The following is a 24,718-nucleotide window of genomic DNA, read 5'->3' on the forward strand; positions in this document are numbered from 1 at the left end:
CTTTACAAGGAACGGCCGGATATGCTAAAATAACTTGTTTAAAGCTGCCGGTGGAGCCGGCGGAGAGGAGGCGGGGCCCATGAGACGAAAACTGCTGGCGGCGCTATTCTGCGCGGCGCTGATGCTGCAGCTGGCGGTGCCGGCGGGCGCCGCCGGGTCGGTGTATTTCACCGCCGTCAACAAAAACGTCCTGAAACTGTCGGACGCCACCATGCCCTTCTGGTCCGGCGGCTACCTGTATGTGCCCTCCAGCATTTTTACCGGCGCCAACCGGGACCTGCAGGTGGGTGTGACCGTCACCAGCTCCGGCGGCGGCACCACGCTGCTGCTCTACGGAGGCGGCACGGAGTTCCAGACCCTCAGCTTTGACCTGAGCAAGGACTTCGCCGTGGACAAAAACGGCAACATGTACTTCCAGAAGGCCATCCAGCGGGGCGGCGTCACGTTCCTGCCCATCTCCCTGGTGGCCCGGGTGTTCGACCTGGTCTACACCGTCATCGAGGTGTCCCGGGGGTATCTGGTGTGGGTGCGGACCCACAGCGCGGATATGTCGGAGCGGATCTTTGCCGACGCCGCCAGCTACCAGATGGAGAGCCGGTACAGCCAGTATCTGAAGGAGCAGGGCCAGGGGGACGCCTCTTCCGGGGAGGAGAGCACCGGCGGCGCCGCCCAGACCACCTCCGGCCAGCGGGTGTATTTGTGCCTGGAGGCGGCGGACGGCTCCGCGGTGTCTGCCCTGCTGGACGCGCTGGACCAGTACGGCAGCCAGGCGGCCTTTTACTGCACCGTGGACTTTCTGGAGCGGGAGGGAGCTCTCCTGCGGCGGATGACCGCCACGGGACAGGCCGTGGGCATCCTGGCGGACGCGGCGGCGGGCTCCACCGTGGCCGAGCAGCTGGCGGCGGGCAACGCCGCCCTGGAGGCCGCCACCTGCGGCAGGACCCGCCTGGCCCGGCTGGAGAACGTCTCCGACCAGACCGCCGCCGAGGTGGAGCAGATGGGCTACGTGTGTCTGTGGGAGGATCTGGACCGCTCCATCTATCCGCTGTCCAACAGCTCTGCCGCCGAGGTGCTGGCGCGCCGGGTAGGCGAGCGGAGCGGGAGTGTCAGCGTATGGCTGGGCGACGGCGCCGCCGCCGCCGGGCTGCGGGCCTTCCTTACCGGCCTGCGCCAGTCCGGAGACCGCTGCCTGGCCCTGACGGAGACCACCTGAGCGGGGAATTCACAGAATATTCAACACCGCCCGGCCAAAACGGGTATAATGAGAGACAGAACTGTAAGAAACTGGAGGGATCGCCATGGGCCGTAACATTCTGGTGGTAGAGGACGACCGCAACATCTGCGACCTGATCCACATGTATCTGGTGAAGGAGGGCTTCGACGTCCGCATCGCCGGCGACGGGGGAAAGGCCATTGAGGAGTTCAAGAAGCAGGCGCCGGACCTGATCCTGCTGGACATCATGCTGCCGGTGATGGACGGCTGGGCCGTCTGCGCCAAGATCCGGGAGACCAGCAAGGTCCCCATCATCATGCTGACCGCCAAGAGCGAGGTGTTCGACCGGATCCAGGGCCTGGAGATGGGCGCCGACGACTACATCGTCAAGCCCTTCGAGATGAAGGAGCTGATCGCCCGGATCAACGCCGTGCTGCGGCGGACGGAGATCCCCAACGACACCACCAAGCGGCTGACCTTCGACAAGCTGGTCATCGACCTGGACTCCTACGAGCTGATCGTGGACGGCAAGAAGATCGACACGCCCCCCAAGGAGCTGGAGCTCCTTTACCACCTGGCCTCCACGCCCAACCGGGTCTACACCCGCAATCAGCTGCTGGACGAGGTGTGGGGCTTCGACTACTTCGGCGACAGCCGGACCGTGGACGTGCATATCAAGCGCCTGCGGGAGAAGGTAGAGGGCGTCAGCGACCGGTGGGCCCTCAAGACCGTCTGGGGCGTGGGGTACAAGTTTGAAGTGACCGGCGCCCGGCCGGCGGAGAAGGCGGACGGATGAAGGGACTGAAAAAGCGGTTCCGCGGGCTGTACTGGCGGCAGCTGTTCGTCACCGCCGGCATGGTGATGCTGACGCTGTTTCTGCTGGGCGCGTCCTTCTTCTCCCTGAGCTACAATTACGCCCGCAGCCAGAAGAGCGAGGAGCTGGGGGAAAAGGCCGAGATGGTGGCCAAGATCGCGGCCGGATACCTGCGCACCGGCCAGGAGGACGACCTGCGCCAGCTGGCCACCTTTGCCGCCACGGTGTCGGAGGTGGACTTCCTGATCTGCGACACCGAGGGCCACGTGGGCCTTTCCACCGATCCGGCCATGGAGGGTCTGGTGGTCACCGTGCCGGATGAGATGACCCGGGAGGTGCTGGAGGAGCACATCTCCGCCGGCCGCAGCGACCTGGACGGCTTTTATGAGGCCAAGCGGTTCATCGTGGGCGTGCCCATCTATACCGGCGACACCGGCGAGCCCGCCGGCATCGCCTTTGCCGTGTCCACCAGCGCGTCTTTGGACTCCATGTGGCAGGGCTTCATCGGGCTGTTCTTCATGACGGCCTTCGTCGTGCTGATGATCTCCTTCATGGCCTCCTCCGTCACCGCCATGCGGCAGGTGCAGCCCATCCGGGAGATGGCACAGGCCACCCGCCGCTACGCCGAGGGCGACTTCGACGTGCGCATGCGGGATTACGGCCGGGACGACGAGGTGGGCGAGCTGGCGGCCTCCTTCAACAACATGGCCGAGACGCTGCAGCAGACCGAGCGCCAGCGGCGGGAGTTCATCGCCAACATCTCCCACGAGCTCAAGACCCCCATGACCACCATCGCCGGCTACACCGACGGCATCCTGGACGGCACCATCCCCCCGGAGAACGAGCGGCAGTACCTCCAGATCATCTCCGACGAGAGCCGGCGCCTGAGCCGCCTGGTGCGGCGGATGCTGGACGTGAGCCAGCTCCAGGCCATGGACCCCCTCCGGGGCGGCAGCCGCTTCGACGTGTGCGAGAGCATGCGCCGGGTGCTGATCTCCCTGGAGAAGAAGATCACCGAGCGGGAGCTGGACGTGGAGGCCGACATCCCCGACGAGCCCATTTTGGTGCTGGGGGACAAGGACCTCATCACCCAGGTGATCTACAACCTGCTGGACAACGCCGCCAAGTTCGCCACCCCCGGCACCACGCTGTACCTGGGCGTGACCACCATCGACGGCAAGGCCCGGGTGACGGTGCGGAACCTGGGGGAGACCATCTCCCCGGAGGAACTGCCGCTGCTGTTCGAGCGGTTCCACAAGAGCGACAAGTCCCGCAGCGAGGATAAGGACGGCGTGGGCCTGGGGCTCTACATCGTCAAGACCATTTTGGAGCAGCACAAGGAAAAGATCAATGTGACCAGCGAGAACGGCGTGACCACCTTCTCCTTCTCCCTGGCCATGGAATGAGGAACGCATGAACGACAACACGCACGCCTCCCCGGAGCAGCGCCTTCCCGGCGAGGTGGTCGAACGCTATATCCAGCCGGACCCCCGGGAGGTGGTGGAGCGCTACGTCCGCCCCCTGCCCGGGCGGAGAAGCGCGCCCGCCCGCCCCTCCCGCCGCCGCGGCCGCACGGGGCTGTGGGTGTTTCTCCTGTGCCTGGGCGTGACGCTGGCCCTGGCCGTGGGGACCTGGGCCTGGAACACCGCCGGAGAGGTCCGGCGGGACCGGTTCTACTTTGATTATGAGGAGCAGGAATCTTCCGCCGACACGGAGGCCGTCACCATTCCCACCTATCCCTACGGGCAGGGCGTGACCCTGGAGGTGGCCCCCGCCGGCGGTACGGAGCTGACCGCCCAGGAGATCTACCGGCTGGTGAACCCCTCTGTGGTGACGGTGCTGGCCCAGCTGGAGGACGGGGTGTCCGTGGGCACCGGCGTCATCTTCACCCAGGACGGCTACATCCTCACCAACTACCATGTGGTCTCCGGCGGCCGGGACGCCTCCGTCACGCTGGACAGCGGCCGCAGCTACGAGGCCAAATACGTGGCCGGGGACGCGGAAAATGACCTGGCGGTGCTGAAGGTGGACCTGACGGGCCTGCCCGCCGCCGCATTCGGCGACTCGGACGCCCTGACCGTGGGCGACAAGGTCTACGCCATCGGCAACCCTCTGGGCGTGGAGCTGCGAGGCACCCTCACCGACGGCATCGTCTCCGCCATCAACCGGGACGTGTGGGTGGAGGGCCGGAAGATGACCCTGATCCAGACCAATGCCGCGCTGAACTCCGGAAACTCCGGCGGTCCGCTCATCAACGTCTACGGCCAGGTGGTGGGCATCAACACCATCAAGATGAGCTCCGCCTACTCCAATGTCGAGGGCCTGGGCTTCGCCCTGCCCAGCTCCTCCATCCAGTATCTGGTCAACGACCTGCTGGAGTGCGGCCAGGTGCGGCCGGAGCCGGAGCTGGGCGTGTCCGTGCTGCAGCTGGGCGTCCGGCTGGACGAGGACCTCTGGGGCGTGGAGGTGGTGGAGGTGAATCCCCGCTCCGCCGCTGAAAAGGCCGGCGTCCGGGTGGGAGATTTCATCGTCTCCGCCGCCGGCGCCGAGGTCACCTCCAGCCAGGATCTGCTGCGTATCCGGCGCCGGTTCCATGTGGGGGACGAGCTGCCCCTGACCCTCTGGCGGGAGGGAGAGCAGCTGGAGGTCACGCTGGTGCTGCAGGGCGCCGGGGACAGCGGCTCCTGACACTGACCGCGCATCATAAGGCCCCCGGCGGAACTGCTCCGCCGGGGGCCTTTGCCGTCCGGCCCTTGCAATTCCCGCCGGGGGCCGATATAATAGCCCCAGATCAAAAGGAATTGGGGGACTTTGCCATGAACACCCGGATGGAACACGACACCATGGGCTCCATCGCCGTGCCGGCGGACCGGCACTGGGGCGCCCAGACCCAGCGGAGCCTGGAGAATTTCAGGATCGGCGGCCAGCGCCAGCCCAGGGAGATCATCACCGCCTTCGCCTATTTGAAGGAGGCCTGCGCCCTGGCCAACGCCGCGTGCGGCAAGCTGACGGCGGAGCAGGCCGCCGCCATCGCCGCCGCCTGCGCCGAGATCCGGGCGGGGAAGTGGGACGAGGAGTTCCCCCTGGTGGTCTGGCAGACCGGCAGCGGCACCCAGACCAATATGAACGTCAATGAGGTCATCTCTCACCTGACGGCGGAGCGGGGCGTGGCCCTGCACCCCAACGACCACGTCAACGCCTCCCAGTCCAGCAACGACACCTTCCCCTCCGCCCTTCACATCGCCGCGGCCCTGAGCGTGGCAAACGACGTGATCCCGGCGGCGGAGCGGCTGGCGGCGGCCTTCCGGCAGCTGGAGGAGGCGTATCCCGACCTCATCCGCATCGGCCGCACCCACCTCCAGGACGCCACGCCCCTGCGCTTTGCCCAGGAGGTCTCCGGCTGGCGGGAACTGGTTGAGGCCCCGGTGCGGATGCTGCGCCTGGCCCTGACGGAGCTGTGCAGACTGGCCATCGGCGGCACCGCTGTGGGCACCGGCCTCAACGCCCCCAAGGGGTACGACGAGATGGTCTGCGCCCGGCTCCGGGAGATGACCGGCCTGGACTTCCAGCCGGACGCCAACAAGTTCCACGCCCTCACCAGCAAGGACGCCCTGGTCTTTGCCCACGGGGCCCTGAAGGCCCTGGCCGCCAACCTCATGAAGATCGCCAACGACATCCGATTCGAGGCCAGCGGCCCCCGCTGCGGCATGGGCGAGCTCCACATCCCGGAAAACGAGCCCGGCAGTTCCATCATGCCCGGCAAGGTGAACCCCACCCAGTGCGAGGCCGTCACCATGGTGGCCGTCCAGGTCATGGCGGGCGACGCCGCCATCGGCTTTGCCGCCAGCCAGGGCAACTTCCAGCTCAATGTGTTCCTGCCGGTCTCGGCCTATAACTTCCAGCTCTCCGCCCGGCTGCTGACGGATGTAATGGACTCCTTCCGGGTCCACTGCGTGGAGGGCATCACCCCCAACGCGGAGCGGATGGCGTACAACCTCCAGAACTCCCTCATGCTGGTCACCTGCCTGACGCCGAAGATCGGCTATGAGGCGGCGGCCAAGTGCGCCAAGAAGGCCCTCTCCGACGGCACCACCCTCAAAGAGGCGGTGCTGGCCCTGGGGCTCCTCACGGCGGAGGAGTTCGACGAGACCGTCCGCCCGGAGAAGATGGTCTGAATAAAATCCCGGCGCCCCGGCGTACACAGGTACGCCGGGGCGCCTTCGGCTTTCTCAGCGGCGGTCCCGGTACCGCCGCCACAGGCATACCAGCGCCGCCGCCAGCAGCAGCGGCGCCAGCAGAGCCAGGGCTGCGGTCAGGCAGATCCCCAGTCCCACCGCCAGCGGCGCCAGGACCGAGGAGGCCCAGAGCAGTACGGACACCAGGATCGCCAGGGCCACCGCCCCCAGGGCCAGCGTCAAAAGGTCAAAGCAGCAGTTCATAGACCCGCCTTTCCTTGGCGCCGCGCAGCACCGTCCGGCGGGGCCCGCGCCCCGCGGACCATTCTATGCCGCCCCTCCTGTGCCGGTGACAGCGTGCGGATGAAGGGGTGAATATATACAGCACGATATCCATTTCACCGCCCCGGGCGGCCCCTGGCCGGGGCGTCAAAGGCCGGCAGGCCCTGGAATACAGGCCCTCTCTTGTCAAAATATGCAAAAGCAACCAAGAGAAAACGGAATTGTTGTGCAAGTTACTACTTGAATAAATATTCACGGAAGGCGTATAATTCAACCATCATCAAACAAACGCTGTTGGAGGTACATACCATGGCTAACAAGAAAGAGATCAAGAAGATCGTGCTGGCGTATTCCGGCGGTCTGGACACTTCCATTATCATCCCCTGGCTGAAGGAGAACTACGGCAACCCCGAGATCATCGCCGTGGCCGGCAACGTGGGCCAGAACGACGAGCTGGACGGCCTGGAGGAAAAAGCCATCAAGACCGGCGCTTCCAAGCTGTACGTCATGGACCTGGTGGACGAGATGGTGGACGAGATCATCATCCCCTCCATGATGATGGGCGCCAAGTACGAGGACTACCTGCTGGGCACCGCCTTCGCCCGGCCCGTGATCGCCAAGGGCCTGGTGGAGATCGCCAAGAAGGAGGGCGCCGACGCCATCGCCCACGGCTGCACCGGCAAGGGCAACGACCAGATCCGCTTCGAGCTGGCCATCAAGCGCTTCGCCCCCGAAATGACCATCATCGCCCCCTGGCGTGAGTGGGACATCAAGAGCCGGAACGAGGAGATCGACTACGCCGAGGCCCACAACGTGCCTCTGAAGGTCAGCCGGGAGACCAGCTACTCCAAGGACAAGAACCTCTGGCACCTGAGCCACGAGGGCCTGGACCTGGAGGACCCCGCCAGCGAGCCTCTGTACGACAAGCCGGGCTTCCTGGAGATGGGCGTCAGCCCCGCCATGGCGCCCGACGCGCCCACCTATGTGACCATCGACTTTGAGAAGGGCTGGCCCGTGGCCCTCAACGGCGAGAAGATGAAGGCCAGCACCATGATCGCCAAGCTCAATGAGATCGGCGGCGCCAACGGCATCGGCCTGCTGGACATCGTGGAGAACCGGATGACCGGCATGAAGGACCGCGGCGTCTACGAGACCCCGGGCGGCACCATCCTGTACCGGGCCCACGAGGTCCTGGAGATGATCACCATCGACAAGGACACCGCCCACATGAAGAAGAAGCTGTCCGTGGACTTCGCCGACCTGGTCTACAACGGCAAGTGGTACACCCCCCTGCGGGAGGCCCTGACCGCCTTCGTCATGGACACCCAGAAGCACGTCACCGGCCAGGTGAAGCTGAAGCTCTATAAGGGCAACATCATCACCTCCGGCGTGACCTCTCCCGAGACGCTGTACTCCGAGAACATCGTCACCTTCCAGGAGAGCGACTACAACCAGGCCGACGCCGGCGGGTTCATCAACCTCTGGGGCCTGCCCGACACCATCCTGGCGCTGCGGGATCAGGGGAAGCTCTGAGATACCCAGGAGGGGAGCAGGCTCCCCTCCTGACCACCCCACCACCAGTGACGCCGCGTCACTGGTGTGTGCGCCCCGGGGGCGCACGGGTCGGGGAATTTTCGCCACGTACACGCCGCGGCGAAAATGATTGAAAATTCTTGATTTGCCTCCGGCAAATCAACCGGGGGAACCCAAGGGTTCCCCCTGGCCCCCCTCCGCGGAGGGGGAATATACAGGACAGACCGCGGGACGGAGAGTTTCTTCGCCCCGCGTCTGCGATGAATGGCCCCATACCACGTCAAGGGAGATGACCCCATTGAAACCGAAGGTCTATATCGACGGCAAGGAGGGCACCACCGGCCTCCAGATTTACGACCGGCTCGCGGCCCGGGACGACATCGACTTGCTGCTGATCGACGAGGACAAGCGCAAGGACACGGATGAGCGGAAGAAACTGCTCAACGCCGCCGACATCGTCTTTCTCTGCCTGCCGGACGCAGCGGCCGTGGAGGCCGTGGGCCTGGTGGAGAGCCCGGACACCCGCATCATCGACGCCTCCACCGCCCACCGCACCGCCCCCGGCTGGGTCTACGGCTTTCCGGAGCTGAAGCCCGGCCAGCGCCAGGCCATCGCGGCGTCCAAGCGGGTGGCAAACCCTGGCTGCCACGCCACGGGCTTCATCAGCGTGACGGCGCCCCTGGTGGAACTGGGATTGCTGCCCAAAGACGCGGACCTGAGCTGCTTCTCCCTGACCGGCTACTCCGGCGGCGGCAAGAAGATGATCGCCCAGTACGAGGCGGAGGACCGGGACGCGGCCCTCTCCGCCCCCTGTCCCTACGGTCTGGGCCAGGGCCACAAGCACCTGCCGGAGATGCAGAAGATCTGCGGTCTTGCCAAAGCCCCGGTGTTCGTGCCCATCGTGGACGACTACTACAAGGGCATGGCCACCACCGTGGCCCTGCACCGCAGCCAGCTGCGGGCGGTGCCCAGTCTCCACGCCCTGTGGCGGGCCTACGCCGACTACTACGCGGGGCAGGCCATGGTCCACGTGGACCCGGACCCGGCGGAATCGCCCGCGGCCAAGCTGTACGCGGGTGCCATGGCCGGGCGGAACGACCTCCGGATCGTGGTGGCGGGCAGCGATGAGGCCTTCACGGTCACGGCCCTGTTCGACAACCTGGGCAAAGGCGCGTCCGGCGCCGCTGTCCAGAACATGAACATTCTTTTGGGCCTTCCTGAGACTACCGGCCTGCTGTAAAGCGGATGGTCCGCGCCCGACGCGCCCTGACGGGCGATCTGATGCCGCCGCCCTCGTCCCCTGCGGGGACAACCGGGCGGCATGGCAAAGGCGGCGCCGCTGTCCAGAACAGGAACATCCTGCTGGGTCTGGACGAGACCACGGGCCTGGTGTAACTCCGGTAGTCCGCGCCGGGCGGAACCACTTTTTATCTCTGATCCGAAAAGGGGGATCTCTATGCTGAACTTTATCGAAGGCGGCGTCTGCGCCGCCCAGGGCTTTAAGGCCGGCGGCATCCACGTGGGCGTCAAGACCCACGCGGAGTGGAAGAAGGACATGGCCATGATCGTATCCGACGTGGACTGCGCCTGCGCCGCCGTGTATACCAAGAACGCCGTGAAGGCCGCCCACATCCACGTGGACAAGGCCCACCTGGCTGACGGCAAGGCCCGGGCGGCCGTCATCAACAGCGGCAACGCCAACGCCTGCGCCCCCCACGGGGAGGAGAACGCGGAGCGGGTCTGCGCCGCCGCCGCCAAGGCCGTGGGCTGCCCGGCGGAGGACGTGGTCTGCGCCGCCACCGGCGTCATCGGCCAGACATTGAACGTGGCGGTGATGGAGGCCGGTATGCCGGACCTGTACGCCGCCGTGGAGGCCAGCGCCGCCGGGTCCGACGCCGCGGCCCACGCCATCATGACCACCGACACGGTGAAGAAGGAGGCGGCGGTGGAGACCACCGTGGGCGGCAAAACCGTCCGGATGGGCGGCATCGCCAAGGGCTCCGGCATGATCCATCCCAACATGGGCACCATGCTGTGCTTCCTGACCACCGACTGCGCCATCTCTCCGGAGATGATCCGCACCGCCCTGCTGGAGACGGTGAACGTCAGCTTCAACCGCATCAGCGTGGACGGGGACACCTCCACCAACGACACCTGCTGCGTCCTGGCCAACGGCCTGGCGGGCAACCCGGTCATCACCGAGAAGGGCCCTGACTACGAGGCGTTCCTGGCCGCTCTCCAGGCCCTTTGCATGGAGATGGCCCGGAAGATGGCCTCCGACGGCGAGGGCGCCACGCATCTGATCACCTGCACCGTCACCGGCGCCGCCAGCGAGCAGTCCGCGGAGACCATTTCCAAGTCCGTCATCGGCTCCGCCCTGACCAAGGCCGCCATTTTCGGCGCCGACGCCAACTGGGGCCGGGTCCTGTGCGCCATGGGCTACTCCGGAGAGGACTTCGACCCGGACAAGGTGGACATCTCCTTTGTCAGCGATGCGGGCTCTGTCCAGGTGTGCGCCAAGGGCCGGGGCCTGGACTTCGACGAGGCCAAAGCCAAGAAGGTCCTGACGGAGCACGACGTCACCATCGCCATCACCATGGGGGAGGGCGCGGCCAGCTGCACCTGCTGGGGCTGCGACCTGACCTATGAGTATGTGAAGATCAACGGCGATTACCGGACCTGATGGCCCAAAAGCCGTCGCCCTGAGCGCTGCGGGGGCGGGATCTGCCGCCCCTCCCAAACCCCTGGGGGGAAGGCGGCTGGCCGGAGGCCGGACGGATGAGGGGCCTGCAAGAACCCGGCCTTTTGTCAGCGCACCCGTAGGGGCGGATCCTGTATCCGCCCGTTCTCGCTCTGTCAGATGTCCTCACGGGTCGCCCTTTGCCCGGAGGCCCGGGCGGGTACCGGGAGGTTCCCGGGAACTGCACTCCCCGCCGTGAAACGGCGGGACCCATTCGCCCCCTGCGGGCAAACCTGAATAGAAATGAGTTGATCCCATGTCCTCTCACGCACAGCAGGCGCGGACCCTGGTGGAAGCCCTGCCCTATATCCAGAAATTCACCGGCAAGACCATCGTGGTCAAATACGGCGGCAACGCCATGGTCTCCGACAAGCTGCGCCAGGCCGTCATGAGCGACATCATCCTGCTGAGCCTGGTGGGCATCCGGGTGGTGGTGGTCCACGGCGGCGGGCCGGAGATCAGCGATATGCTGAAGAAGATCGGCCACCAGAGCCGCTTTGTGGACGGACTGCGCTATACCGACGAGACCACCATGGACATCGTCCAGTCGGTGCTGTGCGGCAAGGTCAACAAGAACCTGGTGGCTCAGCTCAACCGGCTGGGCGGCCGGGCCATCGGCCTTTGCGGCATGGACGGCCAGCTGTTCCAGGCGGAGCGGCTGGATGAGAAGTACGGCCTGGTGGGCCGCATCACCGGCGTCAACGCAGACCCGGTGGAAAACGCCCTGACAAACGGATACATCCCGGTGGTGTCCACCGTGGCCCAGGGCATGGATGCCGACACCGCCTACAACATCAACGCCGACACCGCCGCCGCCAAGCTGGCCGCCGCCATGGGCGCGGAAAAGCTCATTTTGCTGACCGATGTCCGCGGCCTTCTCCGGGATCCCCACGACGAGGACACCCTCATCCACGTGGTCCACACCTACGAGGTGCCGGAGCTGGTGGCCCAGGGCGTCATCTCCGGCGGCATGATCCCCAAGATGGACTGCTGCGTGGATGCCATCGCCGGCGGCGTGGAGCGGGTCCACATCCTGGACGGCCGTATCCCTCACTCCATTTTGATCGAGCTGCTGTCCGACCAGGGCATCGGCACCATGCTGAAAAAGGAGGACTGAACCTATGAACAGCCAGGAGATCAAGGCCCTGACGGGCCAGTACATCCTCAACACCTACGGCCGCTTCCCGGTGGCCCTGGACCACGGACAGGGCGCCACGCTCTATGATCCCGAGGGGAAGGCCTACATCGACTTTGCCAGCGGCATCGGCGTGGCCAGCCTGGGCTACGGCGACGGCGACTGGGTCAAGGCCATCACGGATCAGGCCGGGAAGCTGGGTCACAGCTCCAACCTCTTCTACACGGAGCCCCCCGCCAAACTGGCCCAGCTCCTCTGTCAGCGCACCGGCATGGCCGGCGTGTTCTTTGCCAACGGCGGCGGCGAGGCCAACGAGGGCATGATCAAGCTGGCCCGGAAGTACAGCTTTGATAAGTACGGCACCGGCCGCGCCACCATCATCACCCTCAACAACTCCTTCCACGGCCGCACCATCACCACCCTGACCGCCACCGGCCAGGAGGTGTTCCACAACTACTTCTTCCCCTTCACCGAGGGCTTCCGCTACGCCGACGCCAATGACATGGCCTCCCTGGAGGCCGCCGCCGGGGACGACGTGTGCGCCGTCATGGTGGAGCTGGTCCAGGGCGAGGGCGGCGTGCTGCCCCTGGACAGGGATTACGTCCAGGCCCTCTCCAAGCTCTGCGCGGAGCGCGACTGGCTGCTGCTGGTGGACGAGGTCCAGACCGGCGTGGGCCGGACCGGCAGGCTGTTTGCCTTCCAGCACTACGGGATCCTGCCCGACGTGGTGTCCTTCGCCAAGGGCATCGCCGGGGGCCTGCCCATGAGCGGTATCATGGCCAATGCCAAGTGCCGGGAGGTGCTGGGCCCGGGCATGCACGCCACCACCTTCGGCGGCAACCCCATCTGTGCCGCCGCCGGTCTGGTGGTCCAGGAGAAGCTGAGCGATGCGTTCCTTGCCCAGGTGGAGCAGAAGGGCGCGTATCTGCGGCAGAAGATCGAGGAGCTGGACCTGCCCTGCTTCGGCGCCACCCGGGGCTTAGGCCTCATGATCGGCATTGCCGTGCAGGACGGCTGGACCAACAAGGACATCGCCGGCAAGCTGATCGAAAACGGCCTGCTGGTCCTGACTGCCGGCCCCGGCATGCGGCTGCTGCCGCCGCTGATGATCTCCCAGGCGGAGATGGACCAGGGCCTGGCCGTCATGAAGCAGGTCCTGGGCTGAGAAAAAAGAAAGACCTCTGTTCTCTCCATCCCGCGACGCTTTAGGAGGCCGTTCCCCTTACCATAGCCATCACCATAACCATGCCCTTTACCATAACCCTTACTATAACGGGAGGATTTTATAAAATTTTCCCGGGAGGCTGCGCAGTTTTACACAGCCAATTCTGAAGAAGCGAGGAGACGCCCATGGAAAACCACACCCATTTTCTCAAACTCCTGGATTTCACTCCCGCCGAGATCCAGCAGTTCCTGGACACCGCTGCCGACCTGAAGGCCAAGAAGAAGGCCGGCATCCCCCACCGCTACCTGGAGGGGAAGAACGTGGCGCTGATCTTTGAAAAGACCTCCACCCGCACCCGCTGCGCCTTTGAGGTGGCCGCCCAGGATCTGGGCATGGGATCCACCTACCTGGGGCCCACCGGCTCCCAGATCGGCGTGAAGGAGTCCATCGCGGACACTGCCCGGGTGCTGGGCCGGATGTACGACGGCATCGAGTACCGGGGCTTCGGCCAGACCATCGTGGAGGAGCTGGCCAAGTACGCCGGCGTGCCCGTGTTCAACGGATTGACCAACGAGTTCCACCCCACCCAGATCCTGGCGGACTTCCTGACCATTCAGGAGCACTTCGGCAAGCTCCGGGGCGTGAAGCTGGTGTACCTGGGCGACGCCCGGTTCAACATGGGCAACAGCCTGATGGTGGGCTGCGCCAAGATGGGCATGCACTTCGTGGCCTGCGCGCCCAAGGCGTATATGCCGGACCAGGCGCTCATTGACACCTGTCAGGCCATCGCCGCCGAGACCGGCGCCGTGCTGGAGTTCATTGAGGACCCCATGGCTGCCACCAAGAACGCCGACGTGCTCTATACCGACGTGTGGGTCTCCATGGGCGAGCCCGTGGAGGTCTGGCAGGAGCGCATCGCGGCTCTCGCCCCCTATCAGGTGACGAAGGCCCTGATGGACAACGCCGGTCCCCAGTGCAAGTTCATGCACTGCCTGCCCGCCTACCACGACCACAAGACCCAGGTGGGCAAGGAGATGGGCGAGAAGTTCGGCCGGGACGCCATGGAGGTCACCGACGAGGTGTTCGAGTCCGATGCCTCCATCGTCTTTGACGAGGCGGAGAACCGCATGCACACCATCAAGGCCGTCATGTACGAGCTGATGAAGTAAACACCGGATGAAACGGCAGGGCCGCCCCTCGAAAGAGGGGCGGCCCTGTTTGCTTTGTGAGCTCAGGCCGGTTCGCCGGGGACCCAGTCGGAGGAGACAGCGATCCACTCCGGCGTGTCGGCGAAAGCGGAGTCCGGATAGCGGCAGGCCGCCAGCACGGTCCAGGTGGTCTGGCCGTGGTCGTCGGTGATCCGCACCGCCGCCACCAGGGTCTCGCCGCGCTCCAGGCGCAGGGCGGTCTGGAAACTCTCTCCGTCATAGAGCTGGACATAGCCCTGCTCCCGGTACAGCGGCACCGCCTGGGATACGGGAAGCACCTGCTCCGGCTCCGTCTCCTGATTTCGGTACAGGCACAGATCCACCGCCGTGGGCGCCAGGGCGATGTCGGGGTCCGGCTGGATGTGCAGGTCCAGCGCCCCGAACGAGACCTTCCCCGCGCCTTGGTGCAGCGTCATGTCCCAGCTGCCCTCCACCCGGAGCTGATAGACCCCGGGCAGGCAGTCGTACAGGATGTCAAAGGGGCTGGAGCGGGTGACGCCGCCGTCGGTCAGGGCCGCGGAGAGGGTGATCGCCGGGTCCATCGGCAGCTCCCAATTCTCCGCCGCAAAGCCGCTCCCCTGCCGGAGAGCCTCGGTCCGGAACTGCCGCCCGTCGGAGAGGACGGCGGTAAAAACGGCGGCGGTGTCCCCGGTCCACTCCTTGGGAAACACGGTGACCGTCAGGGTCACGGTCTCCGCCGCCGCGTCAAAATCCGTGACAGTCACGGCGTGATTAGATAGTATATTATCTTTTTCGTCTAATATATTGCTGATTTGACCGGTCATCTGGCCGGTGAGGTCGTTCAGCTGCGCGCTGACCTGGCTCTGGACGCCCGCCATCTGGGACCGGAGGTCGTCCATCTGCCGGTTCAGGGAGACCAGCCTGCCCGCCGCCAGCGCCGCGCCCAGCACCAGCGCGAAGCCCACCACGGCGGCGGCCAGTTTCCTGTTCCGGCTCCACCGGGGCCGGACCGCCGCCAGGTATTTCTCCGCGATGGCCTCCGCCGCCGCCAGCTCCCGGTCCGTCAGCTCCGGGGCCGGGACGGTCTCATCCGGCGCCGCGCCGCCGTTTTCCGCTGAGGCGGCTCCAACTCCGCTTCCTTTGGCGGGCCCCGCCTCCCCGGCGGGGGGCTCCATCCCCAGCAGCGTCCCCACGGTGACGGCGAACAGGCGGCTCATGGCGATGAGTTTCTCCAGCTCCGGCACGGCGGCGTCGGCCTCCCAGCGGCTCACCGCCTGGCGGCTGACCCCCAGCCGCTCTCCCAGGGCCTCCTGGCTGAGCCCAGCGGCCTTGCGGTGCGCCTGAATGCGGCCGCCAAGAGTTTTGGCTTCTTCCATGGGGACACCTCCTTTTTGTGCCCTCAGCATACCAAAATCGGGCCGGCAAGGCAACCACCGGCGGCCTTCCAGCGTGTCAACCAGTGATTGCGGCGGCAGAAAAGTACGGCGAAACCGGTCAAAATCACCATATACTGTCCAAAAATAAGCGGTAAAAATGCGCTTAGTTTGTGCGACTTGACAAATCCTACTCTTTCGCATACAATAAAACAGTCATTTACGACCACAAGAGGAGAGGGGTTTGAGACTTTGAAAATGCAGCGTTCCGCGGGCATTCTGCTGCCCGTGTTCTCCCTGCCGGGGCCCTACGGCATCGGCACCCTGGGCAAGGAGGCCCGGGCATTCGCAGACTTTTTGAAGGCCGCCGGCCAGCGCTGGTGGCAGATTTTGCCGGTGGGCCCCACCGGGGCCGGGGACTCCCCCTACACCAGTGTGTCCACCTTCGCCGGCAACCCGCTGCTGCTGGACCCGGAGGCCCTGGCGGCGGAGGGACTGCTGACCGGGGAGGACCTGGACCGGCTCCGGGTACCGGAGGGTCCCGTGGACTACGGCGCCCTGTATGAGAGCCGGGAGCGGATGCTGCGCACCGCCTTCTCCCGCCTCAGCGGCGACAAGGCCCAGGCGATGCGGGAGTTTGCGGACCGGCACCCCTGGGTCCGGGAGTTCGCCCTGTACCAGGCTGCCAAGGTCCATTTCGGCCAGCAGCCCTGGTACCAGTGGCCCGACGAGCCCCTGCGCCGCCACGAGAGCGCCGCCGTGGAGCACTGGCGGGGGGTCCTGGCGGAGGAGGTGGCCTTCCACACCGCCGTGCAGTACTGGTTTGCCGTCCAGTGGGAGGCGCTGAAAGCCTATGTCAACAGCCTGGGCGTGGGCCTGATCGGGGACCTGCCCATCTACGTCTCTCTGGACAGCGCCGACGTCTGGGCCGAGCGGAAGGAGTTCCTGCTGGACCAGACCGGAAGACCCTCCAAGGTGGCGGGCGTCCCGCCGGACTACTTCTCTGAAGAGGGCCAGCTCTGGGGAAACCCCCTGTACGACTGGAAGGCCCAGAAGGCCGACGGCTTCGGCTGGTGGATCCGCCGGGTGGAGGGCGCCTCCGCCCGCTTCGACGCACTGCGCCTGGACCATTTCCGGGGCTTTGAGAGCTACTGGGCCGTGCCCGCCGGGTCCGCCACCGCCAAGACCGGCCAGTGGGAGAAGGGCCCCGGCATGGACCTTTTGGGGGTCCTCACCAACTGGTTCCCCCAGATCACCTACATCGCCGAGGACCTGGGGATCCTGACCGACGATGTCCACCGGCTGCGGGACGCCTCGGGCCTGCCGGGCATGAAGGTGCTGGAGTTCGCCTTCTCCGGGCCGGACAACGCGTACCTGCCCCACCATTACACCAACCCCAACTGCGTGTGCTACACCGGCACCCACGACAACGACACCGCCCTGGGCTGGTACGCCGGGGCCTCTGACAAGGAAAAGGCCTTTGCAAAGACCTACCTGGGGGCGGAGGACGGCGAGAGCGCCCGGCGGGCCCTGCTGCGCGTCGGGCAGACCAGTATGGCGGTGCTGTTCGTGGCCCAGATGCAGGACTACCTGGGCCTTGGCGGCGAGGCCCGGATCAACGTGCCGGGCGTGGCCAACGGCAACTGGCGCTGGCGGATGGCCTCCGGCGCCGCCACGGCGGAGCTGGCTGAAGAGATCCGCGCCCTGACCGCCGCCGCCAGCCGCTGCTGAGGCTTGACGGCGGTTTGGGAACATGATATGATTTCCCCGTCCCCGGGAAGACGGACTCTGACCGGCGGACCCAACAAGCGAGGCCGCCGGAACCGGCGGGCCGGAGTTCTGTCGTTCTGGCGGCGAGGCGTTTTCCGAGCCGTGAGACGGGGAGTGGGCACGGAGGGACCTCCGCGCCCGGACGAGACTGTCCGCGTCCCCTTCGCCACGACGGCGGAGGGGACGCTTGTTTTTGGCCGTGGAATCCACGGCGAACCGTGAAGCGCGCCGGTCCCGACCGGTTTTGGGCGTGCCGCCGCGCGTGAATTCTCACCGGAAGGAGCGATCACCATGGAGACACGGGTGGCGGTGCTGGCCGTCATCGTGAAAAATCCGGAGGCGGTGCCGGCCCTCAACGACCTGCTGCACCGGTACGCCTCCCGCATCATCGGGCGGATGGGGGTGCCCTATCACGCCCGGGGGGTCAACATCATCAGCGTGGCCATGGACGCCCCGGCCGACGAGATCTCCGCCCTGTCGGGCAAGATCGGGCGGCTGGCGGGGGTCACCGCCAAGACCGTCTACGCCCCGGAGGAGGCCCTGTGAGCCTGCCGGGAACATCATGAGAAAAGAGGTAACGGACATGAAACACTGGAAGAAGCTGCTGTCCCTGGCCCTGACCCTGGCATTGGCCCTGTCCCTGGCCGGGTGCGGCAAGACCGATCCCCAGGACACGGAGGACCAGACGGAAGAGCAGACCGAGGAGGTCACCGGCGAGAGCTACGCCATCGCCGCCCTGAAAGGCCCCACCGCCATGGGCCTGGTGAAGCTGATGAGCGACACGGACGAGAAGGCGGCCCAAATGCTGGACTCCAGCAAACCCTATGAGGGGGAAGTGGGTAACCTTTACACCTTCACCCTGGCTGCCTCTGCCGATGAGGTCAGCCCCCTGCTGATGAAGGGGGAGCTGGACATGGCCTGCGTGCCGGCCAACCTGGCGGCGGTGCTGTATCAAAAGACCGAGGGGGACATCGTGACGCTGGCGGTGAACACCCTGGGCGTGCTCTATATCGTGGAGAACGGCAACGCCGTGACGTCTATGGCGGACCTGGCGGGCAAGACCATCGTGGCCTCCGGCAAGGGGTCCACGCCGGAGTATGCCCTGCGCTATCTGCTCTCTGAGAACGGCCTGGACCCGGATGCCGACGTGACCATCGACTGGAAGAGCGAGCACTCCGAGTGCGTCACCGCCCTGGCCACCGGCGCCGCCACCATCGCCATGCTGCCCCAGCCCTTCGTCACCGTGGCGGAGAACAAGATCTCCGGCCTGCGGACCGCTCTGGACCTGACGGAGCAGTGGGACGCCCTGGACAACGGCTCCGCCCTGCTCACCGGCGTGATCGTGGCCCGGCGGGAGGTGGTGGAACAAAACCCCGCCGCCGTGGACGCCTTCCTCAAGGACTACGCCGGGAGCGTGGAGTGGGTCAACGCCAACCCTGCCGACGCGGCGGAGCTGATCGGCTCCTACGGCATCGTGGAGGCGGCGGTGGCGGAGAAGGCCCTGCCCCACTGCAACATCGTCTGCATCACCGGCGCGGAGATGAAGGACAAGCTCTCCGGCTACCTCCAGGTGCTCTTTGACGCCGACGCCAGCTCCGTGGGCGGCGCCCTGCCGGGGGACAATTTCTATTACGGCGCGTAATTTCGACAGGAAAGTATACAAAATGTAGGGAGGCGACCGGTCATGCACAAGGGAAAAACGCCCCTGCGGCTGTGGGCGGTGGCCTTCTGGCTGGCGATGTGGCAGCTGGCGGCCATGGCCATGGCCGCGGCCTACCGCCACGGCGGCCTGCTGCTGGCCTCGCCTCTGACGGCCCTGGGGCGGCTGGGAGAGCTGGCGGTCACCGCCGCCTTCTGGACCGCCGTGGGCCGCTCCGCCGCCGCCATCCTGGGGGGCTTTCTCCTCTCCTGCGCCCTGGCCGTGGCCTGCGCCGCCTTGGCCGCCCGGTGCCGGGCGGTGCGGGAGCTGCTGGGGCCGCTGGTGGCGGTGGTGAAGGCGGTGCCGGTGGTGTCCTTCATCATCCTGGCGCTGTTCTGGCTGAATACGGCGGCGCTGCCCCTCTTTATCTCGGCGCTGATGGTGTTCCCGCCGGTATACCTCAGCGTGCTGGAGGGCATCGGCCGGGCGGACCGGCAGCTGCTGGAGATGGCGAAGGTGTTCCGCGTGCCCTGGGGGCGGCGGGCGGCGGGGATCTACCTGCCGGCGGTGCTGCCCTCTTTCCGCGCGGCGGTGTCGGTGTCCCTGGGGCTTTGCTGGAAGGCCGGCGCCGCGGCGGAGGTCATCGGATTGCCCGCCGGGACCATCGGCGAGCGGCTCTACACCGCCAAGGTGTACTTCGAGACCGGGGACCTCTTTGCCTGGACCGCCGTGATCGTGGCGGTGTCTGTTGGCTTTGAGAAGCTGTTTTTGCGGGCGGTGGACGCCCTGGCGGGAAAGGCGGGGTGCTGATGGAGCTGCGCGCGGAACATCTGTGGAAGTCTTACGGCGGCGCGGAGGTCCTGCGGGACGTGTCCCTTGCTGTGACGGTCGGGGAGCCGGTGTGTCTCATGGCTCCTTCCGGCACCGGCAAGACCACGCTGCTGCGGCTGCTGATGGGCCTGGAGCGGCCGGACCGGGGCCGCATCACGGCGCCGCCGGGCCTGCGGTGGGCCGCCGTGTTCCAGGAGGACCGGCTGCTGGAGCATCTGGACGCCCAGGGCAACCTGCGCTTTGCCCTGGGTGCCGCCCTGGAGGCGGAGCGGGCTGCCGCGCTGCTGGCGGAGCTGGGCCTGGGGGACGTGGGGGACAAGCCGGTCCGGGACTACTCCGGCGGCATGAAGCGCCGCCTGGCCCTGGCCCGGGCGCTGCTCTCGCCCGCCGACGCCCTGGCTCTGGACGAGCCCTTCACGGGTTTGGACGAGGCATCCCGGGACTGCTGTCTTGCGGCGGTGGACCGTCTTGCGGCGGGGCGGCTGCTGATCCTGGCCAGTCACAGCGGCGGCGACGCCGCGGCCCTGGGGGCCCGGATCGTGACCCTGGGCGGACATTGAAAACCTTTGCACAGCGATTTTGGCGCCATCTTCGACTTTTTTCGTGGATGGCGCCGGATTTTTTGCAAAAAAGTTCCGATTGGGGGTAGCAATCCGGGGGAGACTGTGATAAAATCGCAGGGTATATCGTCCGTGCCGCCCGTCCCGCGGGGAAGAGGGCGCCGGCATACCGGAAGGAGATCCTTATGATCAAAATTACCACCGACTCCACCTGCGACCTGCCGGGGGAGCTGCTGGAACAGCACCATATCACCGTCCTGCCCCTGGGTATTGTGAAAGCGGGCAAGCTGTATCAGGACGGCATCAACATCCGCACTGCCGCCATCGCCGCCCATGTGGACGCCGGCGGCGAGATCACCACCACCAACGCCGTCAACGTGGCGGACTACGAGGCAGTGTTCCGCCGGGAGACGGAGCGGTACGACGCCGTCATCCACATCAACATCGGCATGGGCTTCTCCTGCTGCCACCAGAACGCCAAGCTGGCGGCGGAGGAGGTGCCGGAGGTCTACGTGGTGGACTCCGGCAACCTGACCATGGGCCATGGGATGCTGGTGCTGGCGGCGGCAGAGGCTGCCGAGGCCGGAAAGAGCGTGGGGGAGATCCTGGCGCTGCTGGAGGACATGATCCCCCGGATCGAGACCAGCTTCGTGCTGGACCGGCTGGACTATATGAAAAAGGGCGGCCGCTGCTCCGCCGTCACGGCCCTGGGCGCCAACCTTTTGAAGCTCCACCCCTGCGTGGAGGTCATCGACGGCCGGATGTCCGTCACCAAGAAGTACCGGGGCTCCATGGAAAAGGTTCTGGGCGAGTATGTGCGGGAGCGGCTGGCGGGCCGCACGGACATCGACACCGGACGCATCTTCCTGGTGGACACCTGCCGCACGCCGGGCCTGACGGAGAGCGTCCGGGCCATTCTGGAGGAGGACGGCCGCTTCGGCCAGATCATCTGCGGCAAGGCCGGCTGCACCATCTTCTGCCACTGCGGGCCGGACACCCTGGGACTGGTGTTCCTGCGGAAATGAGCAAAAAAAGACAGAGGGCACTTGCCCTCTGTCTTTTTTGTCAGGCGTCTTTACTTGACGGCGATGGCCTCGATCTCGCACAGCACGCCCTTGGGCAGCTCCTTCACCGCCACGCAGGAGCGGGCGGGCTTGGAGGTGAAGTACTTGGCATACACCTCGTTGAAGGCGGCGAAATCGCCCATGTCGGCCAGGAAGCAGGTGGTCTTGACCACGGACTCATAATTCACGCCGGCGGCCTCCAGGATGGCGCCCACATTCTTGCAGCTCTGCTCGGCCTGGGCGGCGATGCCCTCGGGAACGGCGCCGGTGGCGGGGTCCACGGGGATCTGGCCGGAGGTGAACACGAACTCGCCCACAGTCCAGCCCTGGGAATAGGGGCCGATGGCGCCGGGGGCGGCGGTGGTGGAAATGACGGTCTTATTCATGGGAATCGTCCTCCTTTATTTGTAATAGGTGTACCTATCATACCATATGGAGGAGAAAAGTCAATCGCCGTCCCTTGAGCGCCGGGGCGAATTGTGCTATGATAAAGGGGAAAAAACGACCACAGGCCCGGTCCGCCGGGCCGGAGGAGGATGTATGGACTGCTTTCGGCAGAGCCTGACGGAGAACAGCTACACCCGTCAGGAGGAGATGAACTTTGCCCGCTGCGACCGGCATCAGCGCGCCCGGGTGAGCACGCTGCTGAGCCTGGCGGCGGCCATGGCCGGGTACGACTACGACGCCCGGGGCCTGACCCACGACGTGCTCTGGGACAGGGGAGAGGTGTTCCTCCTGTCCCGGATCGCCTTGAAGATTCAGGACTGCCCCCGGGTCCGGGACGTGCTGGACGTGACCACCTGGGAGGACGGTACCAAGGGCGCCCACATGCAGCGGGTCTATGAGCTGCGGGACCAGGCGGGGGCGCTGCGCTGCGCCATCCGCAGCGACTGGGTGCTGGTGGATCCGCGGACCCGGCGCATCCTGCGGCCGGAGAGCTTCACCGCCAAGGCCATCACCACCTGCCCGGTGGACATCGACTGTCCGCCCACCCGGAAGGTGCTCCTGCCCCGGACGGGACTGGAGGAGTTGGGTACCCGCCCTGTCTACTGGTCCGACCTGGACGGCAACGGCCACTTGTACAGCGGCAACTACGGCGACATCGCCTGGGACTTCCTCCCCGCGGACCTGCGGGAGCGGACCCCCTCGGCCTTCTACATCAATTACAGCCGGGAGGCCACCCTGGACCAGGAGCTGCGGCTGCTGGGCATCCGGGACGGGGAAGCCGCCTACCTCATGGAGGGCGTGGGCCCGGGCGGCACCTGCTTCACCTGCCGCTGCGAATTCAGCAAATAAAACGTCGAAAACCGCCGGAAAACGGCGGTTTTCATGTTTTCAAGGACAAAATGCAAAAGATGCACAAAAATAGAAGAGATTTTTATTAAAACTGACAAACAAATTTTGAAGGAAAAAGGTGGATTTGTAACCGGTTTTGTAACCGGTTTTGTAACCACTCCGTGATATACTGACAGCGTACCCAAAAATTAGGAGGTGGTTTTTGCTGCGGCGTGCGGATCCGCAGAGGCAGTGAGGGGGCCGTGAAACCGCTCGGCGTCGGGAAGATCCGGTACCGGATCTTCGGCTTTGTGCAGCAAAGCCGAAGGGGCGCTGATATCCCTGCGCGGGGAGCCGCGCGAGAATAGATGCAAAGGCAAACCGCCGGAAACGGCGGGACGCAAAGCAAGGGGGCTAAAGCGGCGATAGCCGCCAGGCCAGCCCGGCCGCCATGTATTCGATCTCACGATAACGAAAGGAGAACGAAAGATGGCAAGAAAGAAGTTACAAAAACTCTTCGCACTGCTGCTGACCTTCAGCATGACCATGAGCCTGCTGGGCGTCACGGCGTTCGCGGAGGACGAGGACGATGTGTACCTCCTGGAAGTCGGCGAATCCATAGAGATCGGCGATTACACAGGCGTGTCCCAGCAGGATCGGGAGAAGTACACGAACCACCAGTGGGAGACCAGTGATCCTAAAGTGGCGACTGTGAAATGGGATGAGGAGACCGGCGTTGTGACCGTCATCGGCGTGGACGAGGGTACGGTTACCATCACCCACCGCTATGACGTGGTGGAGGTGCTTGAGCCGCCTGCGGTCAATCCGCAGTCTGTCCAGGTGCCGCCCACTCAGGAGCCGACTACCCCGGAGCCGACTACCCCGGAGCCGACTACCCCGGAGCCGACTACCCCGGAGCCGACTACCCCGGAGCCGACTACCCCGGAGCCGACTACCCCGGAGCCGACTACCCCGGAGCCGACTACCCCGGAGCCGACTACCCCGGAGCCGACTACCCCGGAGCCGACTACCCCGGAGCCGACTACCCCGGAGCCGACTACCCCGGAGCCGACTACCCCGGAGCCGACTACCCCGGAGCCGACTACCCCGGAGCCGACTACCCCGGAGCCGACTACCCCGGAGCCGACTACCCCGGAGCCGACTACCCCGGAGCCGACTACCCCGGAGCTGACCACTCAGGAGCCGACCACTCAGGAGCCGACCACTCAGGAGCAGACCGTCCAGACGATCGAGGCGGCTCGTGTCTTTAACGACCCTCTGGAGCCCGGTACTGAACCCACATGGTCGGAGACCTGGACCTTTGAGGTGACCGCCCCCGAGCAGGAGACCCCCGAGATCCCCGAGGAGACCTGCGATGTGGAGTATAAGCAGATGTCCGATGGGATCTCCTATGATGGCTACGAGTTTGACCCGGCGACGCAAGTTTATACGTTCAACTATACCATTGGGAAGGAGGTATCCTCCTCCGATTTGGTAATTGATTTGGGCCTATGCGCACAGGATTTGTGGGAAAATGAGACACAGATGCCTGGCGATAGTTACAAATTTTTGATCAAGGTAACAAACAATTCCGGGCATGTTTATGGGTATAAGGACGGCAGTTTTGCCCTTGCCCCAGAGGATACCAGTCAGTTTGGCAGCTTGGAAGAAGGCTCTTTGCTGCCTGTTTTGACTTATGACGGACAATATCTCCCCATCCGACATTCCGGCGCGATGATCCCATTTTATTTTCTTAGTATTTTCGGGGTCAGTAATAGCGGAGATGTCACGTTTGACCAGATGTGCCAAATTTATAACTATTTGGATCAGGCGGGATATTCCGGTGAAAACGCTATGACGCGCTATGTACTGAATTATTACAACGACACAAGGGGAACCTCCTATGCAAGCCTGACAGAAATGTTTGGCGATCACCCGGACTGGCTGGATGGAAATCTGGTTACCGCCAACGGTATTTTT

23 protein-coding genes and 1 riboswitch are annotated in these 24,718 nt (G+C 65.4%); of the genes, 19 read left to right on the forward strand and 4 right to left on the reverse strand.

The features are described 5' to 3' along the window. Positions 1 to 79: 79 nt before the first annotated feature. From ACVDHE_RS08670 to ACVDHE_RS08690, 5 genes are all read left to right on the forward strand, one after another. A complete protein-coding gene (locus ACVDHE_RS08670; protein ID WP_458884332.1) occupies positions 80 to 1,213 on the forward strand; it encodes a hypothetical protein in 1,134 nt (377 codons plus the stop codon). Positions 1,214 to 1,298: 85 nt separating this feature from the next. Beyond that, positions 1,299 to 2,009, forward strand: a complete 711-nt coding sequence (locus ACVDHE_RS08675) for a response regulator transcription factor (protein WP_325226748.1) — start codon at positions 1,299 to 1,301, stop codon at positions 2,007 to 2,009. Beyond that, positions 2,006 to 3,433, forward strand: coding sequence for a sensor histidine kinase (locus ACVDHE_RS08680; RefSeq protein WP_213037684.1), 1,428 nt, complete (start codon positions 2,006 to 2,008; stop codon positions 3,431 to 3,433). The genes ACVDHE_RS08675 and ACVDHE_RS08680 overlap by 4 nt, the downstream gene beginning before the upstream one ends. Before the next feature lie 7 nt (positions 3,434 to 3,440). Beyond that, positions 3,441 to 4,715, forward strand: coding sequence for a S1C family serine protease (locus ACVDHE_RS08685; RefSeq protein WP_458884333.1), 1,275 nt, complete (start codon positions 3,441 to 3,443; stop codon positions 4,713 to 4,715). A 128-nt stretch (positions 4,716 to 4,843) separates the two neighbouring features. Beyond that, positions 4,844 to 6,202 (forward strand): class II fumarate hydratase, encoded by a 1,359-nt coding sequence (locus ACVDHE_RS08690; RefSeq protein ID WP_458884334.1) that lies wholly within the window; start codon positions 4,844 to 4,846, stop codon positions 6,200 to 6,202. A 54-nt stretch (positions 6,203 to 6,256) separates the two neighbouring features. On the opposite strand, the gene ACVDHE_RS08695 is transcribed toward ACVDHE_RS08690, so the two are convergent. Continuing rightward, complete coding sequence (locus ACVDHE_RS08695) at positions 6,257 to 6,466, reverse strand: hypothetical protein (protein WP_213037687.1); 210 nt, start codon at positions 6,464 to 6,466, stop codon at positions 6,257 to 6,259. A 327-nt stretch (positions 6,467 to 6,793) separates the two neighbouring features. On the opposite strand from ACVDHE_RS08695, the gene ACVDHE_RS08700 reads away from it, so the two are divergent. The 7 genes from ACVDHE_RS08700 to argF all read left to right on the forward strand — a co-directional run bounded on the left by ACVDHE_RS08700 (position 6,794) and on the right by argF (position 14,226). Beyond that, entirely contained in the window at positions 6,794 to 8,017 is a 1,224-nt protein-coding gene (locus ACVDHE_RS08700; RefSeq protein ID WP_213037688.1) for an argininosuccinate synthase, read from the forward strand. Between the two features lie 298 nt (positions 8,018 to 8,315). Then, on the forward strand, positions 8,316 to 9,257 hold the full coding sequence (gene argC, locus ACVDHE_RS08705) for an N-acetyl-gamma-glutamyl-phosphate reductase (RefSeq protein WP_458884335.1): 942 nt from the start codon (positions 8,316 to 8,318) through the stop codon (positions 9,255 to 9,257). Between the two features lie 5 nt (positions 9,258 to 9,262). Beyond that, positions 9,263 to 9,412: a hypothetical protein gene (locus ACVDHE_RS08710; RefSeq protein WP_458884336.1), complete on the forward strand. Its 150-nt coding sequence runs from the start codon at positions 9,263 to 9,265 to the stop codon at positions 9,410 to 9,412. Positions 9,413 to 9,473: 61 nt separating this feature from the next. Further along, positions 9,474 to 10,700, forward strand: coding sequence for a bifunctional glutamate N-acetyltransferase/amino-acid acetyltransferase ArgJ (argJ, locus tag ACVDHE_RS08715; protein WP_458884337.1), 1,227 nt, complete (start codon positions 9,474 to 9,476; stop codon positions 10,698 to 10,700). Between the two features lie 313 nt (positions 10,701 to 11,013). Beyond that, on the forward strand, positions 11,014 to 11,874 hold the full coding sequence (gene argB, locus ACVDHE_RS08720) for an acetylglutamate kinase (RefSeq protein WP_213037690.1): 861 nt from the start codon (positions 11,014 to 11,016) through the stop codon (positions 11,872 to 11,874). A gap of 4 nt (positions 11,875 to 11,878) precedes the next feature. Next, positions 11,879 to 13,057, forward strand: coding sequence for an aspartate aminotransferase family protein (locus tag ACVDHE_RS08725; protein WP_458884338.1), 1,179 nt, complete (start codon positions 11,879 to 11,881; stop codon positions 13,055 to 13,057). Between the two features lie 185 nt (positions 13,058 to 13,242). Next, entirely contained in the window at positions 13,243 to 14,226 is a 984-nt protein-coding gene (gene argF, locus ACVDHE_RS08730) for an ornithine carbamoyltransferase (RefSeq protein WP_325226735.1), read from the forward strand. Positions 14,227 to 14,288: 62 nt separating this feature from the next. On the opposite strand, the gene ACVDHE_RS08735 is transcribed toward argF, so the two are convergent. Beyond that, complete coding sequence (locus ACVDHE_RS08735) at positions 14,289 to 15,602, reverse strand: helix-turn-helix transcriptional regulator (RefSeq protein ID WP_458884339.1); 1,314 nt, start codon at positions 15,600 to 15,602, stop codon at positions 14,289 to 14,291. Between the two features lie 255 nt (positions 15,603 to 15,857). On the opposite strand from ACVDHE_RS08735, the gene malQ reads away from it, so the two are divergent. From malQ to ACVDHE_RS08765, 6 genes are all read left to right on the forward strand, one after another. Then, complete coding sequence (gene malQ / locus ACVDHE_RS08740; RefSeq protein WP_458886165.1) at positions 15,858 to 17,330, forward strand: 4-alpha-glucanotransferase; 1,473 nt, start codon at positions 15,858 to 15,860, stop codon at positions 17,328 to 17,330. Between the two features lie 330 nt (positions 17,331 to 17,660). Beyond that, the gene (locus ACVDHE_RS08745) at positions 17,661 to 17,915 is read left to right on the forward strand and encodes a TM1266 family iron-only hydrogenase system putative regulator (protein ID WP_458884340.1); all 255 of its coding nucleotides are present in this window, start codon (positions 17,661 to 17,663) and stop codon (positions 17,913 to 17,915) included. 37 nt (positions 17,916 to 17,952) lie between these two features. Further along, a complete protein-coding gene (locus ACVDHE_RS08750; RefSeq protein ID WP_458884341.1) occupies positions 17,953 to 19,011 on the forward strand; it encodes an ABC transporter substrate-binding protein in 1,059 nt (352 codons plus the stop codon). Positions 19,012 to 19,053: 42 nt separating this feature from the next. Next, the gene (locus ACVDHE_RS08755; RefSeq protein WP_213037697.1) at positions 19,054 to 19,818 is read left to right on the forward strand and encodes an ABC transporter permease; all 765 of its coding nucleotides are present in this window, start codon (positions 19,054 to 19,056) and stop codon (positions 19,816 to 19,818) included. Beyond that, positions 19,818 to 20,399 (forward strand): ABC transporter ATP-binding protein, encoded by a 582-nt coding sequence (locus ACVDHE_RS08760; protein WP_325226727.1) that lies wholly within the window; start codon positions 19,818 to 19,820, stop codon positions 20,397 to 20,399. The genes ACVDHE_RS08755 and ACVDHE_RS08760 overlap by 1 nt, the downstream gene beginning before the upstream one ends. Before the next feature lie 185 nt (positions 20,400 to 20,584). Further along, positions 20,585 to 21,424: a DegV family protein gene (locus ACVDHE_RS08765; protein WP_458884342.1), complete on the forward strand. Its 840-nt coding sequence runs from the start codon at positions 20,585 to 20,587 to the stop codon at positions 21,422 to 21,424. Positions 21,425 to 21,474: 50 nt separating this feature from the next. Here the strand turns inward: ACVDHE_RS08765 and ACVDHE_RS08770 are convergent, their stop codons facing one another. Then, positions 21,475 to 21,849, reverse strand: a complete 375-nt coding sequence (locus tag ACVDHE_RS08770; protein ID WP_213037700.1) for a RidA family protein — start codon at positions 21,847 to 21,849, stop codon at positions 21,475 to 21,477. A gap of 154 nt (positions 21,850 to 22,003) precedes the next feature. On the opposite strand from ACVDHE_RS08770, the gene ACVDHE_RS08775 reads away from it, so the two are divergent. Next, positions 22,004 to 22,759, forward strand: a complete 756-nt coding sequence (locus ACVDHE_RS08775) for an acyl-[acyl-carrier-protein] thioesterase (protein WP_458884343.1) — start codon at positions 22,004 to 22,006, stop codon at positions 22,757 to 22,759. 344 nt (positions 22,760 to 23,103) lie between these two features. After that, positions 23,104 to 23,192: riboswitch (cyclic di-GMP riboswitch) on the forward strand. A 50-nt stretch (positions 23,193 to 23,242) separates the two neighbouring features. On the opposite strand, the gene ACVDHE_RS08780 is transcribed toward ACVDHE_RS08775, so the two are convergent. Continuing rightward, the gene (locus ACVDHE_RS08780; protein ID WP_458886166.1) at positions 23,243 to 24,181 is read right to left on the reverse strand and encodes a pentapeptide repeat-containing protein; all 939 of its coding nucleotides are present in this window, start codon (positions 24,179 to 24,181) and stop codon (positions 23,243 to 23,245) included. Positions 24,182 to 24,718 lie beyond the last annotated feature (537 nt).

It is taken from the genome of Dysosmobacter sp. Phy (assembly GCF_054476235.1).